The 16,295-nt window shown below is 69.2% G+C and carries 14 protein-coding genes; 9 read left to right on the plus strand and 5 right to left on the minus strand.

The window, feature by feature from the left end:
• Window positions 1–242 precede the first annotated feature (242 nt).
• Genes QO011_RS28085 through QO011_RS28095 form a run of 3 tightly spaced genes read left to right on the plus strand, consistent with a single transcriptional unit; the run spans window position 243 to window position 2,148 of the window.
• Window positions 243–866: a Maf family nucleotide pyrophosphatase gene (locus QO011_RS28085; protein WP_307279682.1), complete on the plus strand. Its 624-nt coding sequence runs from the start codon at window positions 243–245 to the stop codon at window positions 864–866.
• Window positions 866–1,078 carry a DNA gyrase inhibitor YacG gene (gene yacG / locus QO011_RS28090; RefSeq protein WP_307279684.1) on the plus strand — a complete coding sequence of 71 codons (213 nt, stop codon included), beginning with the start codon at window positions 866–868 and terminating at the stop codon, window positions 1,076–1,078. The genes QO011_RS28085 and yacG overlap by 1 nt, the downstream gene beginning before the upstream one ends.
• Window positions 1,079–1,080: 2 nt before the next feature.
• Window positions 1,081–2,148 (plus strand): Ldh family oxidoreductase, encoded by a 1,068-nt coding sequence (locus tag QO011_RS28095; RefSeq protein WP_307279685.1) that lies wholly within the window; start codon window positions 1,081–1,083, stop codon window positions 2,146–2,148.
• Between the two features lie 91 nt (window positions 2,149–2,239).
• Here QO011_RS28095 and QO011_RS28100 read toward each other — a convergent pair whose 3' ends face one another.
• Both QO011_RS28100 and QO011_RS28105 read right to left on the minus strand, forming a co-directional pair.
• A complete protein-coding gene (locus QO011_RS28100) occupies window positions 2,240–2,821 on the minus strand; it encodes a hypothetical protein (RefSeq protein WP_307279689.1) in 582 nt (193 codons plus the stop codon).
• Between the two features lie 109 nt (window positions 2,822–2,930).
• The gene (locus tag QO011_RS28105; RefSeq protein ID WP_307279693.1) at window positions 2,931–4,217 is read right to left on the minus strand and encodes an NAD(P)/FAD-dependent oxidoreductase; all 1,287 of its coding nucleotides are present in this window, start codon (window positions 4,215–4,217) and stop codon (window positions 2,931–2,933) included.
• Window positions 4,218–4,524: 307 nt separating this feature from the next.
• Between QO011_RS28105 and QO011_RS28110 the strand changes: the two genes are divergently transcribed.
• Both QO011_RS28110 and QO011_RS28115 read left to right on the plus strand, forming a co-directional pair.
• Entirely contained in the window at window positions 4,525–5,109 is a 585-nt protein-coding gene (locus tag QO011_RS28110) for a beta-class carbonic anhydrase (protein ID WP_307279695.1), read from the plus strand.
• Window positions 5,110–5,324: 215 nt separating this feature from the next.
• Window positions 5,325–6,257, plus strand: a complete 933-nt coding sequence (locus QO011_RS28115; protein ID WP_307279697.1) for a hypothetical protein — start codon at window positions 5,325–5,327, stop codon at window positions 6,255–6,257.
• Between the two features lie 249 nt (window positions 6,258–6,506).
• Here the strand turns inward: QO011_RS28115 and QO011_RS28120 are convergent, their stop codons facing one another.
• Together QO011_RS28120 and QO011_RS28125 are read right to left on the minus strand one after the other, a co-directional pair.
• Window positions 6,507–7,910: a glutamine synthetase family protein gene (locus QO011_RS28120; protein WP_307279699.1), complete on the minus strand. Its 1,404-nt coding sequence runs from the start codon at window positions 7,908–7,910 to the stop codon at window positions 6,507–6,509.
• 360 nt (window positions 7,911–8,270) lie between these two features.
• Window positions 8,271–8,903, minus strand: coding sequence for a DJ-1/PfpI family protein (locus QO011_RS28125; protein WP_307279701.1), 633 nt, complete (start codon window positions 8,901–8,903; stop codon window positions 8,271–8,273).
• A 347-nt stretch (window positions 8,904–9,250) separates the two neighbouring features.
• Between QO011_RS28125 and QO011_RS28130 the strand changes: the two genes are divergently transcribed.
• Genes QO011_RS28130 through QO011_RS28140 form a run of 3 tightly spaced genes read left to right on the plus strand, consistent with a single transcriptional unit; the run spans window position 9,251 to window position 12,151 of the window.
• Entirely contained in the window at window positions 9,251–10,366 is a 1,116-nt protein-coding gene (locus QO011_RS28130; protein WP_307279703.1) for an ABC transporter ATP-binding protein, read from the plus strand.
• 7 nt (window positions 10,367–10,373) lie between these two features.
• Entirely contained in the window at window positions 10,374–11,336 is a 963-nt protein-coding gene (locus QO011_RS28135; protein ID WP_370882022.1) for an ABC transporter permease subunit, read from the plus strand.
• Window positions 11,333–12,151 carry an ABC transporter permease subunit gene (locus QO011_RS28140; protein WP_307279709.1) on the plus strand — a complete coding sequence of 273 codons (819 nt, stop codon included), beginning with the start codon at window positions 11,333–11,335 and terminating at the stop codon, window positions 12,149–12,151. The genes QO011_RS28135 and QO011_RS28140 overlap by 4 nt, the downstream gene beginning before the upstream one ends.
• 1 nt (window position 12,152) lies before the next feature.
• Here the strand turns inward: QO011_RS28140 and QO011_RS28145 are convergent, their stop codons facing one another.
• Window positions 12,153–14,030 (minus strand): AsmA family protein, encoded by a 1,878-nt coding sequence (locus QO011_RS28145; protein ID WP_307279712.1) that lies wholly within the window; start codon window positions 14,028–14,030, stop codon window positions 12,153–12,155.
• Between the two features lie 216 nt (window positions 14,031–14,246).
• Between QO011_RS28145 and QO011_RS28150 the strand changes: the two genes are divergently transcribed.
• Window positions 14,247–16,214: an acetoacetate--CoA ligase gene (locus QO011_RS28150; RefSeq protein ID WP_307279714.1), complete on the plus strand. Its 1,968-nt coding sequence runs from the start codon at window positions 14,247–14,249 to the stop codon at window positions 16,212–16,214.
• Window positions 16,215–16,295: the final 81 nt, after the last annotated feature.

Genomic DNA, 16,295 nt, shown 5'->3' on the forward strand with positions numbered 1-16,295 from the left:
CCGCGGGGGGGGGCGGCTCGGCCCCGGCGGGGGGCGCCGTGGGGGCGCCCCCCCCCCGCCCCCCCCGCCCCCCCCCCCCCCCCGCCCGCCCCCCCCCCCCCCCCCCCCCCCCGAAACTCTGCTTAGGCCGGGGCCCGGGGTCGGCGCCCATCGCTCCGCTCCCATCCTCCCGTGCTCGTCCCGGGTTGCAATCGCCGCCCTGCTGGTCCACACAGCATGACAGTTCGCTCGTTCCCGGCCCGATGCCCGACCGCCCCAAGCTCGTCCTCGCCTCCGCCAGCCCCCGCCGCCTCGCCCTCCTGGAGCAGGCGGGCTGCGCACCCGATGCGCTCCTGCCCTCCGACCTCGACGAGACGCCGAAGCGGGGCGAAGCGGCGCGCTCGCTGGTGCAGCGCCTGGCGCGCGACAAGGTGCAGGCGGCCCTCACCACCCTGGCGACGCGGCCGGACCTCGCCGGCGCCTATGTGCTGGCCGCCGACACGGCCGTCTCCTGCACCGGGCGCCTCCTGCCCAAGGCCGAGCGGGTGGAGGAGGCGGATGCCTGCCTGCGCCTGCTCTCCGGGCGCACGCACCGGGTGATGACCGGCGTCGCCGTCGCGGCGCCCGGTGGGGCGGTCCGCACCCGCATGGTCGAGACGCGGGTGCGCTTCAAGCACTTGTCGCGCGACGAGCTCGACAACTATCTCGGCTCGGGCGAATGGAAGGGCAAGGCGGGCGGCTATGCCATCCAGGGCCTGGCCGGGGTGTTCGCGATCAAGCTGGTCGGCTCCTATACCAATGTCGTCGGCCTGCCCCTCTACGAGACGGTGGCGCTTCTGGAAGGCGAAGGCTTTCCCGTGCGCGCCACCTGGCTGGACGAACGCTGATGGCCCGATCCGTCGAACCGCTGGTGCCCAAGCGCGGCTGCCCGATCTGCGGCAAGCCCCGCGATGCCAGATATGACCCGTTCTGCTCCAAGCGCTGCGCCGAGATCGACCTGTCGCGCTGGCTGAAGGGCGTCTACGCCATTCCCGGCGCCCCGGCGGACGACGAGGACGAGGCGCCGCCGGCGCCCGACGACGAGACCCGAAAGAGCTGACCATGGCCGAACCGATCCGCTTCACCGCAGGAAGCCTCGCTCCTTTCGTGGAGCAAGCTCTCATCGCCGGCGGCGCCGACGCCGCCTCCGCCGACGCGGCGACGCGGGCGATGATGCACGCTTCGCGCCTGGGCGTGGACAGCCATGGCGTGCGCCTCCTGCCCTATTACCTGTCGGTGATCGCCACCGGCGAGGTCAACGGCGCGCCGGAGCTCCGGCTGGAGCGGGCCGCCGGATCCGCGGCGATCCTCGACGCCGACGGGGCCATCGGCCACCTCGCCTGCTACCGCGCCATGGCGGAGGCGGTCGCCATCGCCAGGGAGCAGGGGGTGGGCGCCGTCACCATCAAGCGCATGTCGCACATGGGCGCAGCCGGCGCCTATGCGCTGTGGGCGGCCGAGCAGGGCTGCATCGGCTTCCTCACCGCCAATTCCGATGCCGCGGTGCGCCTGCATGACGGGCGCGACGCCTTCCACGGCACCAGCCCGATCGCCTGGGGCGCGCCGGTGCCGGGCCAGCGGCCCTGGCTGCTCGACATGGCGACCAGCGCCATCCCGATGAACCGCGTGCTGCTCTACCGCTCGCTCGGCCGCATCCTGCCGGCGGACGTGGCGGTGGACGAGGTCGGGCGCGTCACCACCGACCCGCACGCGGCCCGGGTGCTCTCGCCGGTCGGCGGCGAATATGGCTACAAGGGCGCCGGCCTCGCCGGCCTGGTGGAGATCCTCAGCGCGCCGCTCACCGGCATGGCGCTCTCCACCGAGCTCAAGCCGATGTACGGCGTCTCGACGGGCCGGCCGCGCGACATGGGCGGCTTCGCCCTGGCGATCGACCCTTCGGCCTTCATCCCCGCCCCGATCTACGAGGGCATCATGACCCGCTACCTCGAGAGCATCCGCGCCGCCGCCCCGGCCGAAGGCGCCGCCGGCCAGCCGATGGCTCCGGGCGACCGCGAATGGGCCGTGGAAGCGGAGCGGCTGAAGAACGGCATCCCGGTCGACCCCGACACGGTGGCGGCGATGGAGCAGCTGTCGGCCACGCACGGCCTGACGCCGCCGGTCAGGGCGTAGCGGCGAGCGCCTGAGGCCGTCCGCCGGTTTCGTATGCAGGCAGCCGGGTCGAGGCAGCGAAGGCCCCGCCCCGGCCGTATTTCAGCTTGCCTCAGCGCACCGCCTCGGCAGAGACCAGGGAGCCGCGATAGGTGTTGCAGGCGACCAGGGAATTGCGCTGGCCCTGCCTGTAGTAGACGGTGATCGGCACGCGGAAGCGCAGCGAGCCGTCGTCGAGGCGGCGGGTGCGGGAGGGCTCGCCGACGCGCGCATCGAAGGCGCCGTAGCGGCGGGCGGCCGTCAGGATGCCGCGGCGGCAGATCTCCACCGAGCGCCGCAGCTCCCGCGGCGCATCATAGCCGGGACCGGGCGGCGGGTAGCCATAGGCCGGCTGCCGGTCGACATAGCGCGGCGGCGGTGGCGGCGCCGGCTCGTAGCCGTAGTCACGCGGCTGGACATAGACGGGCGCCGGCGGCGCGGCCTCGGCCGGCTGGGCCATGAGGTTGCCGAGCAGGATGCCGGCGGCGAGGCCGCCGACGGCGCCGGCCGCGGCCGCGGCGTTGCGGCCGTCCTTGACCTTGATCACCGGGGCAGGCGCGTTCAACACGTGCACCGGACCTGCGGCCAGCGCGCCCCCCGGCGCCGCGAGGCCCATTGCGAGCGCGAGTACCGCGCCTTTCCACATCAGCGTCATGTCGTCTCCTCAGCCCGGAATTGGGCGTTACGCGACGGCATGAAAGCCTGACGAGGCTGAACAAGGCCTGAATACACCGTAAACGAAATGTTAAATCCGGAACGAAATATCAGATCCGGTCGCGCAAGGCGTAGTAGCTCATGGCCGCCACCAGCGTCGGCCAGCGCAGCAGCCGCCCGCCGGGGAAGGGCGGCGTCGGCAGGGCGGCGAGCCGGTCGAACTCGCCGAGCGTGCCGGCGATGGCGTCGGCCAGGATCTTGCCGAAATAGGGCCCGAGCATCACGCCCTGGCCGGAATAGCCGGCGGCCGTCAGCACGTTGGGCGCGAGGCGCCGCACGAAGGGCAGGCGCGTGGTGGTGATGCCGAGGGTGCCGCCCCAGGCATAGTCGATGCCGATGCCGGAAAGCTGCGGGAAGATCTTCAGCATGTGCCCGCGCACGAAGGCCTTCATGTCGGGCGGGAAGCCGGCACGATAGTTCTCGCCGCCACCGAACAGCAGCCGCCGGTCGGCCGAGAGCCGGTAATAGTTCACCACGAAGCGGCTGTCGGCCACGGCGACGTCGTCGCGAATCAGCGCCTTCGCCTGCGCCTCGCTCATCGGCGCAGTGGCGAGGATGAAATTGTTGATCGGCATCACCCGCGCCTCGGTGCGGGCATCGAGGCCGGAGAGATAGCCGTCACCGGCGAGCAGCAGCCAGTCGGCGGTGACGCGGCCCTGCGCCGTAGCGACGATCGCCTTGCCGCCGGCCTTCTCGTAGCCGAGCGCCTTCGAGCGCTCGAAGATGCGCACCCCGCCCGCAAGGGCGGCACGGGCGAGGCCGAGCGCCAGGTTGAGCGGGTGCAGATGGCCGCCGTCGCGGTCGAGCATGCCGCCGTAATAGCCGGTGGCGCCGAGCATGGCGTCGAGCTCAGGCTTCGACAGCGCCACGGCATGGGGATAGCCGTAGCGGGTGTTGAGCTTCTCGACATAGGCCTGGGACAGCGCGACATAATGCGGCTTGTGGTCGGCGCCGAGGATGCCGGGCTTGAAGTCGCAGGCGATGGCATGGTCGGCGATCAGGCGCTTGAGATAGGCCTTGGCATCCTCGGCCATGCGCCACAGCGCCATCGCCGTATCGAGGCCGAGCTTTTCTTCGAGATAGTCCTGGTCGCGGCGATGGCCGGTATGCACCTGGCCGCCATTGCGGCCCGACGCGCCGGAGCCGATCTGCGCCGCCTCCAGCACCACCACGCTGAGGCCGCGCTGCGCCAGCGCCAGCGCCGCGCCGAGGCCGGTATAGCCGGCGCCGACGATGCAGACATCCGCCCGCACGTCCTCCCGCAGCGCCGGCTGCGCCGGCAGCGGCAAGGCGGTGGCGAGGTAGTAGGATTGGGCGGGATGGCCGAGATTGTCCATGATGCGCTCGAACAGGAAAGGTCTTAACCCATAGCCAGATGCCCGCGGCAGCGCCAGCCGGCGGCGGCGTGAGGCCGGTTTCGCAAGAAGGAGCCGGCGCGGAAACCTCCGCCACGCAACTCGGATCCATTCGACTGGCCCGCCCGAGAGCCGATCTCGGGAACACCCCGGATCGGCGATGCGAAAGGCGGCTCGGGACGATGGATTGGCTATTTTGTATATAAAATCCATAAAAATAATTGACTTTATGCCTCCGACGTGATCGCCTCGTCCGCCCTGAGCATGGGCGGCTCGAATGGAGGCGGCGATGTCCAAGATCTACGACGAGGTGCTTTCGGCCAATGCGGGCTATGCCGGCTCGTTCGGCGACAAGGGCTCGCTCGCCCTGCCGCCCGCCCGCCGCTTCGCCATCCTGACCTGCATGGATGCGCGCCTCGATCCCGCCCGATATGCCGGCCTCGCCGAGGGCGACGCCCATGTCATCCGCAACGCCGGCGGCCGGGCCACGGACGACGCCATCCGCTCGCTGGTGATCTCGCACAAGCTGCTCGGCACGCTCGAGTGGTTCGTCATCCACCACACCAATTGCGGCATGGAGCTCTTCGCCGACGAGGTCATCGCCGATCTCCTCGAGGACGATCTCGGAACGGCGTCGTTCGACGGCAAGGCCTGGACCAACCCGCATCACCATGGCGGCCATGCCGCCGGCCATTTCGTCAAATGGCACACGATCGGGGACCAAGCGCGGAGCGTGCTGCAGGACGTCCGGCGCATCCGCGAGCATCCGCTCGTGTCCCCGTCCATCCCGATCTATGGCTTCGTCTACGACGTGCGCTCGGGCCGGCTCGACGAGGTGAAGGCGGCGAGCGAGGCGGGCAAGGCGGCGGCGTGACAGCCGCGCGATCGTCCTGTCGGCGAACGGTCGGGGATCCCGACGCCGCGAAAGCACGCTCCGCGAGGCGGCGAAGACCCTCGCGTCCCGCGCCCAACCCCTCCGGCCGAGCCGCCCGTTAACGGGAAAGAAGGTGATCCGCGCGATACTGCGCCCAAACTCTGATGGCGCCGCAGCGTCCCGCCTGCGGCCAGATCCATCGCGGAGGGAGCGCCGTGCAGCTCACCGTCCAACACGAAGCGGCGATCGACTATGCCGAGACCGCCAGGCTGGCGACGGAAGCCTTCGCTTCGCCGGACGTGAGCTTCTCGCCGGAGCGGCTGCGCTGGCTCTACGATGTCTCGTTCTCGCACGGCACGACGGTGCTGAGCCTGTTCGCCGGCGCGCAGAAGGCAGGCCAGGTCGCGCTCGTGCACCAGGCCGTTCGCGTTGAGGGGCGGGCGGAACGCGCCGTGATGCTGTCCGATCTGTTCATCCTGAAGCCGTTCCGCTCGCGCGCCGCCATCACCGACCTCTACGGCGAGGTCGAGCGCTTCTGCACGGCGCAGGCGATCCGCTTCATCCTGGCCGTCCCCAACGAAAAGGCGACCCCGGTCAACATCCGCTATCTCAAGCTCGCGCCGTTCATCCGCATGGCCGTGCGCGTCGGGCTGTCGATCCCGTTCGCCCGGTCCGACGTCGCATCGCAGGGCCTTGCGGGCCTCGGCCGCGACAAGGCCGCCGCGCTGCTCGACCGCTATGTCCGCGCGAGCGATGCCGGCCTGTCCTGGACCGGCGAGTCGCTCTGGTCGCGGTTCAGCGACAGCAGCCGCGCCTTCGCCGTCCATGCCAGCGACGACGTGCTGGTGATTTCCGCCGCGCGGGTGTCGAGCCACGTGCCGCATACGCTGATCTTCGCCATCCTGGTGCACGAGGGCATCGAGGCCACGCGCCGCGACGTCGCCCGCGTCATCGCCGCCGCCTGCGCCTGGCATGGGCGCCCCGTGTTCGTCTATGCCGGCATGAACCGCCGGATCGCCCTGCCGGGATGGGCCTGCCCCGACCGCCTGCGGCCGTCTCCGATGACGCTCCAGATCCGCGATTTCTCGCCGGAGTCGGGGCCGGTCTCCTTCGACCGCTTCGAACTGCTGGATTTCGATTTCGCGTGAGAGGCGCCCGCAAAGGGATTGTCCGACGTCGGGGTTCTCGCGCAATACGACTACCCCACCTGCGACCGTCATGGGCGTGCTTGTCACGCCCATCCACGCGAACGCCGACAATTCGGCAAAGGGCGCGACCAATGCCGCGACAAACCCTGGCCGATATCGCGTTCGCGTGGATGGACCGATCAAGTCGGTCCATGACGGTGAGGTTCCTGCGCGGGAACCCTCGACGTCGGCAAATCCCTTCGCAAAGCCTCACACGTTCAGCAGCAGATATTCCCGCTCCCAGGGGCTGATCACCTTCATGAAGGTCTCGTACTCCTGCTTCTTGATCGCGGCGTAGGCGGTGACGAAGGAGGAGCCCATCACCTGGCGGATCGGCTCGCAGTCCTCCAGCAGCGCCACGGCCGAGAGCAGGTCACGCGGCAGCTCGAAGTCGCGGTTCTTGGCGTCGGATTCGATCGGCGCCGTGGCTTCGAGCTCCTCGGTCATGCCGAGATAGCCCGACGCCAGCACCGCGGCGAGGGCGAGGTAGGGATTGGCGTCGGAGGACGGCACGCGGTTCTCCACCCGCCGTGCATCCGGGCCGGAGGGCGGCACGCGCAGCCCGGCGGTGCGGTTGTCGTAGCCCCATTGCACGTTGATCGGCGCCATGCTGTCGCGCGTCAGGCGGCGATAGGAGTTCACATAGGGCGCCAGCATGCTCATGATAGCCGGCAAATATTTCTGTTGGCCGGCAAGGAACGAGAAGAACAGCGGCGTCGGCCCACCGGTCTCCGGATCGGAGAAGATATTCTGGCCGGTGGCGGCGTCGACGATCGACTGGTGGATATGCAGGGCCGAGCCCGGCTCGCCGGCGATCGGCTTGGCCATGAAGGTGGCGTAGATCTTGTGGGCCAGCGCCGCCTCGCGGATGGTGCGCTTGAACAGGAACACCTGGTCGGCGAGCTCGACGGGATCGCCGTGCAGGAGGTTGATCTCCATCTGCGCCGCGCCGTCCTCGTGGATCAGCGTGTCGATCTCCAGGCCCTGCAGCTCGGAATATTTGTAGATGTCCTCGAACAGGGCGTCGAACTCGTTCACCGCCGAGATCGAATAGCCCTGGCGCCCGATCTCCGGCCGACCCGAGCGGCCGACCGGCGGCTTCAGGGGATAGTCGGCGTCGGTGTTGGGCTCGACCAGGTAGAACTCGATCTCCGGCGCCACCACCGGCTGCCAGCCCTTCTTGCGGTAGAGCTCGCGCACGCGGCGCAGCACCTGGCGTGGCGCCTGCTCGACCGGGCGGCCGTCGCGGGTGACGGCGTCGTGGATCACCTGCGCCGTCGGGTCGCTCGCCCAGGGCACCGAGGTCAGGGTCGACCAGTCCGGTTGCATGAACATGTCGGTGTCGGCCTCGACCACGTCCACCAGCCCCTCATAGTCGGGATATTCGCCGGTGATGCATTGGAAGAAGATCGACAGCGGCAGGTTCATCACCGGCGATTTCAGGAACTTCGACACCGGCATGATCTTGCCGCGCGCCACGCCGCCCTGGTCGGGCACCAGGCATTCGATCTCCTCGATCGATCGGGCGGCGAGGAAATCCTTGGCCTCGTCCAGCCCGTCCACGCCCCGTGCCGAGGAAATCTCCAGCTTCTCGGCCTTTCGCTTCTTGCTCATCCTGCACACAAAAGGTTTCCGCTCCGCATTGGCGGAGGGCGACCCGAAACACGCGCCGGCAACCTGTTCGACGCGGCCGGAACGGCCAGTCCGTCACGCCGTCCGCTCCCCGGTTCGGGCCCTGGTCAGAGGGCGGGGGCGGATGCGCCGCACGCCGCGAGAGGGCGCACAAAAGAGGCATCGGAGGGACCGACGCTGGCGCCAGACTGCCCGGGCCGAGGTGGAAATGTCAAATCCGCGTGAAAGAACGGCGCGCCGAGCAGCTTCTCGTGGCTTAGGCCACCAATTGATTTTGCATTCTCCATGCAAAATCAATGCTGCTCAGGTTATTGAAGCGTAAGCAGGTTCGGGAGAACCTGCTTACGCCGCCCGCCGGCGAGGTCGGCGGGCCAGATGCGGCGACCCTGCGGCATCCTCCCGATGCTCCCTGGCGCACAGGGCCTCGAAGCCGGCGATCGCCTCGCCCTGCTCGGGATACAGCGAGGCCAGCACGGCGGCGGCGAAGGTCGCAGGGGCCGAGCCGGGCGCCGAGATCAGGGTGCCGTCCCGGACCGCGCGCGGGCTGTCGACATAGCGCGCCGCTCCGCCGTAGAAGCCGCCGTGCTCCCACAGGAATTCCAGGCTGTTGCTGGTGTGGGCCCGGCGGTCGAGCAGGCCGGCCCGCGCCGCCGCGAGCGTCGCCCCGCAGATCACCCCGACGATTCGGCCGGCCTGCATCGCGGCACGCAACTGCGGCGCGACGTTCGGCGCCCAACGCTCCGTCCATTGCGAAGAGCCGATCACGACGAGGGCGTCGTAGTCGCGCGGGTCGAGCCCGGCCACGTCGCCCTGCGGGCGCACCCGCATGCCGCCCGCGGAGACCACCTCCCGGGCGCCGGGCGTGACATGGGCGATATCGGCGTCGAAGAAGGTTCTGGCGGCTGCCGTCAGCAGGGCGGGCTCCCAATCGGCGAAGGCGTCGATCAGGAGGGCGGTGATGCGTTTCGTGGCCATGGGCCTGTCCTCATTCCCGTCGCTGATGAGCAGGCTCTCCAGGCTCGCCCCCGGGGGGCGGAGCTCGGAAAGTCTGCCGAAGTCGTGGCCAGGGTTGTCGCATCCCGCAGTGACAGGACGTGTCAGCAGCGGCAGGGACCGGACGACACGTTTGACGCGAGGGCGAGGGCCTGCCCTCGGAATAGGCAAGTGCCGCAATTTCGCCTGTAGACCGCAGCGAAGATCCCGGTTTAGGCTGGGAGCAACGACAACGGCTGACCAGGGGCATCATGAGCGTGACCGGGGGAGGCGCCCCGTCGGCGCCGGCGAGGACGCAGAAGGCCATCGGCGGCGTCCGGCGAAAGTTCATGCCTTGGAACGACCCCGATGCCGTCCCCCTGATCCGCTTCGAGAACGTCACCAAGCGCTTCGGCGACTTCACGGCCGTCGACAATGTCTCGCTCGACGTGCACGCCCGCGAGTTCTTCTCGCTGCTCGGCCCGTCGGGCTGCGGCAAGACCACGCTGATGCGCATGCTCGCCGGCTTCGAGGAGCCGACCTCGGGGCGCATCACCCTGGCGGGCGCCGACCTTGCGGGCGTGCCGCCCTATGACCGGCCGGCCAACATGATGTTCCAGTCCTATGCGCTGTTCCCGCATATGACGGTCGCCGACAATATCGGCTTCGGGCTCAGGATGGAGGGCATGGCCAAGCCCGCCATCGCCGCGCGCGTCGCCGAGATGCTGAAGCTGGTGAAGCTGGAGAAATTTTCCGCGCGCAAGCCGCACCAGCTGTCCGGCGGCCAGCGCCAGCGCGTGGCGCTCGCCCGCGCCGTCGCCAAGAAGCCGAAGGTTCTGCTGCTCGACGAGCCGCTCGGCGCCCTCGACAAGAAGCTGCGCGAAGAGACCCAGTTCGAGCTGATGGACATCCAGGTCGAGCTCGGCATCACCTTCATCATCGTCACCCACGACCAGGAAGAGGCGATGACGATGTCCGACCGCATCGCGGTGATGGACCACGGCAAACTGGTGCAGGTCGCCCCGCCGGGCGAGATCTACGAGCAGCCGAACTCCAAATATGTCGCCGACTTCATCGGCAACATCAATATCCTGGAGGGGAAGGTCACCGGCCAGTCCGGCAGCGCCGTGAACGTCGCCTCGAGCACGACCGGCGCGACCCTGACGGTCGAGAGCCAGGAGAGCCTGGCGGCGGGCCAGACGGTCTATGTCGCGGTGCGGCCGGAGAAGATGCAGATCTCCTTCGACGCGCCGAACGGCAGCGCCAACACCCTGTCCGGCGAGGTGTTCGACATCGGCTATCTCGGCGACTGGACCAATTATCTCGTCGACGTCGCGGGCGGCTCGGGCCAGCGCCTGCGCGTCTCCAAGGCCAATATGAGCCGCTTCGTCGAGCGGCCGATCACCTGGGAAGACAAGATCTTCGTCTCCTTCGCGCCGGATGCCGGCGTGCTCCTGACGAATTGAGGCGATGATGGCCGCCGCAAGCCGCAAGGGCTTCTTCTCCGGGCGGACCGCCGTCATCGCGGTGCCCTATCTCTGGCTGGCGATCTTCTTCATCCTGCCCTTCGTGCTGGTCCTGAAGATCTCCCTGTCGGAGACCGACATCGCCATCCCGCCCTACACGCCGACCTTCCCGCTCGGCGAGACCTGGGAGGCGATCAAGGGCTTCGACTTCGGCGCAGCCTGGGCCGCCGTCTCCGACTACCTCTCCCAGCTCAGCTTCGACAACTTCACGCTGCTGACGCAGGACGCGCTCTACTGGAAGGCCTATCTCTCCAGCCTGTGGATCGCGGCGGTGTCGACGGTGCTGCTGCTGCTGGTGGGATACCCCATCGCCTACGGCATGGCGCGCGCGCCCAGGACGCTGCGCCCGACGCTCCTGATGCTGGTGATCCTGCCGTTCTGGACCTCGTTCCTGATCCGCGTCTATGCCTGGATCGGCATCCTCAAGCCGGAAGGCCTGCTCAACCTGGCGCTGGCCAAGATCGGCCTGGTCGACATGGCCAATCCGCTGCAGATCCTCAACACCGACATCGCCATCTATATCGGCATCGTCTATTCTTATCTGCCCTTCATGGTGCTGCCGCTCTATTCGGCGCTGGAGAAGATGGACGAGACGCTGCTGGAGGCAGCGGCGGACCTCGGCTGCAGGCCGGTCAAGGCCTTCTGGCTCGTCACCTTCCCGCTGTCGCTGCCGGGCGTGGTCGCCGGCTGCATGCTGTGCTTCATTCCCGCCGTGGGCGAATTCGTCATCCCCGACCTGCTCGGCGGCTCCTCGACGCTGATGATCGGCAAGACCTTGTGGGACGTGTTCAACCTCAACCGCGACTGGCCGGCAGCCTCGGCCGTGGCGGTGGTGCTGCTGGTTCTCCTGGTGGTGCCGATCGTGTTCTACCAGCACGTCCAGACCAAGCAGCTGGAGGCCGGCCGATGAAGAAGGGTCCGACCTGGTTCAACCTGACCTCGATCGCGCTGGGCTTTGCCTTCCTCTACCTGCCGATCGTCATCCTGATCATCTATTCCTTCAACGACAGCCGCCTCGTCACGGTGTGGGGCGGCTGGTCGACGCGCTGGTACGTCGCCCTGTTCCAGGACGAGGCCTTCATGAGCTCGGCCTGGATCACGCTCCGGGTCGGCGCCCTGTCGGCGACGCTGGCGACCATCCTCGGCACCCTCGCCGCGATCGTGCTGGTGCGCATGGGCCGGTTCCGCGGCCGCATCCTGTTCTCCGGCATGGTCTATGCGCCGCTCGTCATGCCGGAAGTCATCACCGGCCTCTCGCTGCTGCTCCTGTTCGTGGCGCTCGACATCTCGCGCGGCTTCTGGACCATCACCCTCGCCCATACCACCCTGACCATGTGCTTCGTGGCGGTGGTGGTGCAGTCGCGCCTGCTCACCTTCGACCGTTCGATCGAGGAGGCGGCGCTGGACCTCGGCTGCCGGCCGTTCAAGGCCTTCTTCCTGATCACGCTGCCGATCATCCTGCCGGCCGTGGTGTCGGGCTGGATGCTGGCCTTCACCCTGTCGCTCGACGATCTCGTCATCGCCAGCTTCACCACCGGGCCGGGCGCCTCCACCCTGCCGATGCGGATCTATTCCTCTGTGCGTCTGGGTGTCACGCCCCAGATCAACGCCGCCTGCACGCTCCTGATCGCCATCGTCGCCGTGGGCGTGATCATCGCTTCGATCTCGACCAAGCGGGCGGAGATGGAGCGCGAGCGGGCGGAACGGCTGGCGGCGCAGGGATAGGTCAGGGCGAGATCGCCTGGCCCTTGAGGGGGTTCATCTCGATATGCTTCTCGCCGTTGCCGGTATCGGCGAAGGCGCTGGCATTGCCCTGCAGCAGCGGCGCCGCCGCGCCGGAGCGGCGGATCAGCGCGTCGGGATCGGGCGAGACCGAGGGGTCGTCCCATTGGCCGGTGATCTTGAACGGCAGGGTGAAGGGCGGCCCCGCCTCGTTGGAGGAGAAGCTCGCCTCGCCCGCCAAGTCGAAGTCGCGCGCCTTGACGCCGGCGCTGCCGCCGAGGGCGACCGTCAGGGCGCCCCCGTCGAGCCGGGCGTCGGTGGTGCGGGCGACACCGCCGTCGATGGCGAAGGACACCGCCCCGGTCTCGAAGGCGGTGCGGCCGCTGCGCGGCTCCAGCGTGGCGGTGAGCGGGCGACGCTCGATGCGGCGCATCACGTCGGCGAGATCGACGCCGATCAGCGCGCCGTTGCGCACGGTGAAGCTGGCCTGGCCGACCAGGGAGGCGGCGAGATCCTCGATGGAGCGGCCGACGGCAGTCACCTCGATGCTGCCCTTGCCGATGCCCTCGAGCCGGTGGAAGGCGAGGAAGTCGCCGAGCGCCCGGCCCATCTCGACCTCCTCGAAGCTGAGATTGGCGCCGACCCTAGGCACATCGCCGGTGAGCGCCATGGTGAGGCGGCCCTTGAGCGTGCCGCCATAGGCCGCCACCTCGCCCAGCGACAGCTCCATCAGGCCCTTGCTGGCGACGATCGCCGCCGCGATATGGCCGAGCCGGACCTTGTCCATGACGGCGTCGCCCGCCGACAGCCTGAGGTCGATATCGGCGAGCGCAAGGCTGGCGAGGTCGATCGGCTCGCGCCGCCAGCGCCCGGGGCTGCTGTCGACCAGCGCCCATTCGGAGGAATAGGAGGAGATGTCGAGCGTGTCGGCGGCCAGCGTGCCGCTGATCTTCGGCCGCGGCCCGTCGAACCGCACGTTGAGGGCGCCGTCGGCCTGGTTGCCGTCGAGCTCGAGCTGCACCGCGGACAGGGCGATGCTCTTGGCGTCGATCACCGCCGGCGATTGCAGCTTGAACTCGCCGATCGACTTGCCCTCGCCGAGGCGCAGGCCGAGCCAGCGCACCATCTGGCGCAGCGAAGGGCCGGTGGCGTTGAGGCTGCCCTCCAGGCGCCCGTCGCTCGAAAGGGCGCCGCGCACGGCAAGGTTGACGAGATCCCCGTTCAGCTTGCAGCGGATGTCGGACTGGCCGCCCGCGACCAGCACGGCCGCATCGGCGATCTTGGCGAAGAGATCGAGGGAATGGCCGCCCCAGGAGACCATGCCGACCAGGGACATGTCCCCCTGCGGGGACGGCCAGTCCAGCGTGGCGTCGGGCACGTCGATCCGCGCCGTGCGCCCGGAGCCGAGATCGATATAGGTGATGGTCCCGTTCAGGAGCCGGATCGAGGACAGGGGCAGGCGCACGTTCGGGTTCTTCGCCGCGATCTCGGCCAGCGCGCCGGTGTGGAAGCCCCAGGAGGAGTTGCCCTTGTCGTCGGCGACCAGCGCGATGTGCGGCCCGAACAGGGTGAGGTCGGCGACGCGGACGCGGCCGGTGAGCAGGGCGGCGAAATCGAGCGTGCCCACCGCGGCGTCCGCCTCGAGCAGCGGCGGCGTGCCGGGCAGGCCGGGGATGGCGATCTTCTCGACGCTGATGCCTGGCACCGGCACGAAGACCAGCCGCACCGGCCCGTCGATCACCGGGCTGCGACCGGTCAGGGCCTCGATCTGTCCCGAGACGGCGCGGCGCAGCGCATCCTCCGGCACCGCCCAGGCGATGACCGCGGCGAACGCCACGAGAGCGGCGGCGATGGTCGCCAGAGCCAGCCCGATACGCTTCATGTGGACTGCGCGCCCCGTTTGCGTGAATGCTGCCAGCGCCCGGCCCGGCGCCTGCTGGGATTGCCTGAATCGAAAGCCGTGCGGACTATAGTTGGCGCGCCATCATGGTCAAACAGAGGCCGCCCTGCGACGGCCGCGGGGAGCGCATCATCCCGCTTGTTTCCGGCCGGAGCTTCCTCGTAAGACTCCATGAGACCCATGCCATCCGAGCGCGCCATGCCCGAGCCGATCGACACGCCCCTGTGGTCCCCCTCGCCCGAAAGGGTGGCGGCCACGCAGGTGACCGCCTTCCGCCGCCAGGCCGAGGAGCGCCACAAGCTCACCCTGCCGGACTATCGCGCCCTGCATGCCTGGTCGGTGCGCGACCCCGCCGCCTTCTGGGACCTGCTGTGGGACGTCTGCGGCGTGATCGGCGAGAAGGGCAGCCGCCGGGCCGTCGACCTCGACCGCATGCCCGGGGGGCGCTTCTTCCCGGATGCGCGGCTGAACTTCGCCGAGAACCTGCTGCGCGGCGGCGCCGGCGAGGCCATCGCCATGGTGTTCCAGGGCGAGGACAAGGCCTCGCTGCGCCTGACCTGGCAGGAGCTCTTCGACCTGGTCTCGCGGCTGCAGCAGGCGATGCGGGCGGCGGGTGTCGGTGTCGGCGACCGCGTCGCCGCGATGATGCCGAACCGGCCGGAGACCATCGCCGTCATGCTCGCCGCCGCCTCGATCGGCGCGATCTTCTCCTCCTGCTCGCCCGATTTCGGTGAGCGCGGCGTGCTCGACCGCTTCGGCCAGATCGAGCCGAAGCTGGTCTTCGCCGTCGACGGCTACTGGTATGCCGGCAAGCGCATCGCGATCCGCGACAAGCTCGCGGCGATCGCCCCGCAGCTGCCCTCGGCGGTCCGGACCGTGATCGTGCCCTATCTCGGCGAGGCCGAGGCGGTGGCGGCCGCCCTGCCGAACGGCATCACCCTCGAAGGCTTCCTCGCGCCGTTCGCGCCGGCACCGCTCGGCTTCGAGCGGCTGGCCTTCGACCACCCGCTCTACATCCTCTATTCCTCCGGCACGACCGGCGTGCCCAAATGCATCGTGCACGGAGCCGGCGGCACGCTGCTGCAGCACCTCAAGGAGCACCGCCTGCAATCCGACATCCGGCCGGGCGATGCGGTGTTCTACTTCACCACCTGCGGCTGGATGATGTGGAACTGGCTTGCCTCGGCCCTGGCCTCGGGAGCCAAGCTCGTGCTGTTCGACGGCTCGCCCTTCCACCCCGAGGCCTCGGTGCTGTTCGACCTCGCCGAGCGCGAAGGCGTGACGTTGTTCGGCACCTCGGCCAAGTATATCGACGCCGCCCACAAGGCCGGGCTGACGCCGGCCAGCACGCACGACCTCTCGGCGCTCCGGCTGATGACCTCGACCGGCTCGCCGCTGTCGCCGGACGGCTTCGCCTGGGTCTATCGCAAGGTGAAGCAGGACCTGCACCTCGCCTCGATCTCGGGCGGCACCGACATCGTCTCCTGCTTCGTGCTGGGCGATCCCACCAGCCCGGTCTGGCCCGGCGAGATCCAGGCCGCCGGGCTCGGGATGGCGGTCGACGTCTGGAACGACGACGGCAAGCCGGTGCGCCAGGAGAAGGGCGAGCTGGTCTGTACCCGGCCCTTCCCGTCCATGCCGGTGCGGTTCTGGAACGATCCGGACGACAAGAAGTACCACGCCGCCTATTTCGAACGCTTCGACAATATCTGGCACCATGGCGACTTCGCGGAATGGACGGCGCATGGCGGCCTGATCATCCATGGCCGCTCGGACGCCACCCTCAATCCCGGCGGGGTGCGGATCGGCACCGCCGAGCTCTATGCCCAGGTGGAGAAGATCCCCGAGGTGCTGGAGAGCCTCGCCATCGGCCAGGACTTCGACAACGACGTGCGCATCGTGCTGTTCGTGCGCCTGCGCGAGGGCCTCACCCTGGACGACGCCCTGGTCGGGCGGATCAGGACGCAGGTGCGCACCGGCGCCTCGCCCCGGCACGTGCCGGCGAAGATCCTGCAGGTCGCCGACATCCCGCACACCAAATCGGGCAAGATCACCGAGCTCGCAGTGCGCGACGTGGTCGCCGGGCGGACGGTGAAGAACAAGGAGGCGCTGGCCAACCCGGAAGCGCTGGAGCTGTACAAGGACCTGCCGGAGCTGAGATCTTAGGCAGAAGCTTCTCACGACGCAGCGGGGGCGGCTGAAGGAAGAGAGCGGGGCCTCTCCGAGCGTAGCGCTTCCAGATGCCTC

It is taken from the genome of Labrys wisconsinensis (assembly GCF_030814995.1).
GTDB classification, from domain to species: Bacteria; Pseudomonadota; Alphaproteobacteria; order Rhizobiales; family Labraceae; genus Labrys; species Labrys wisconsinensis.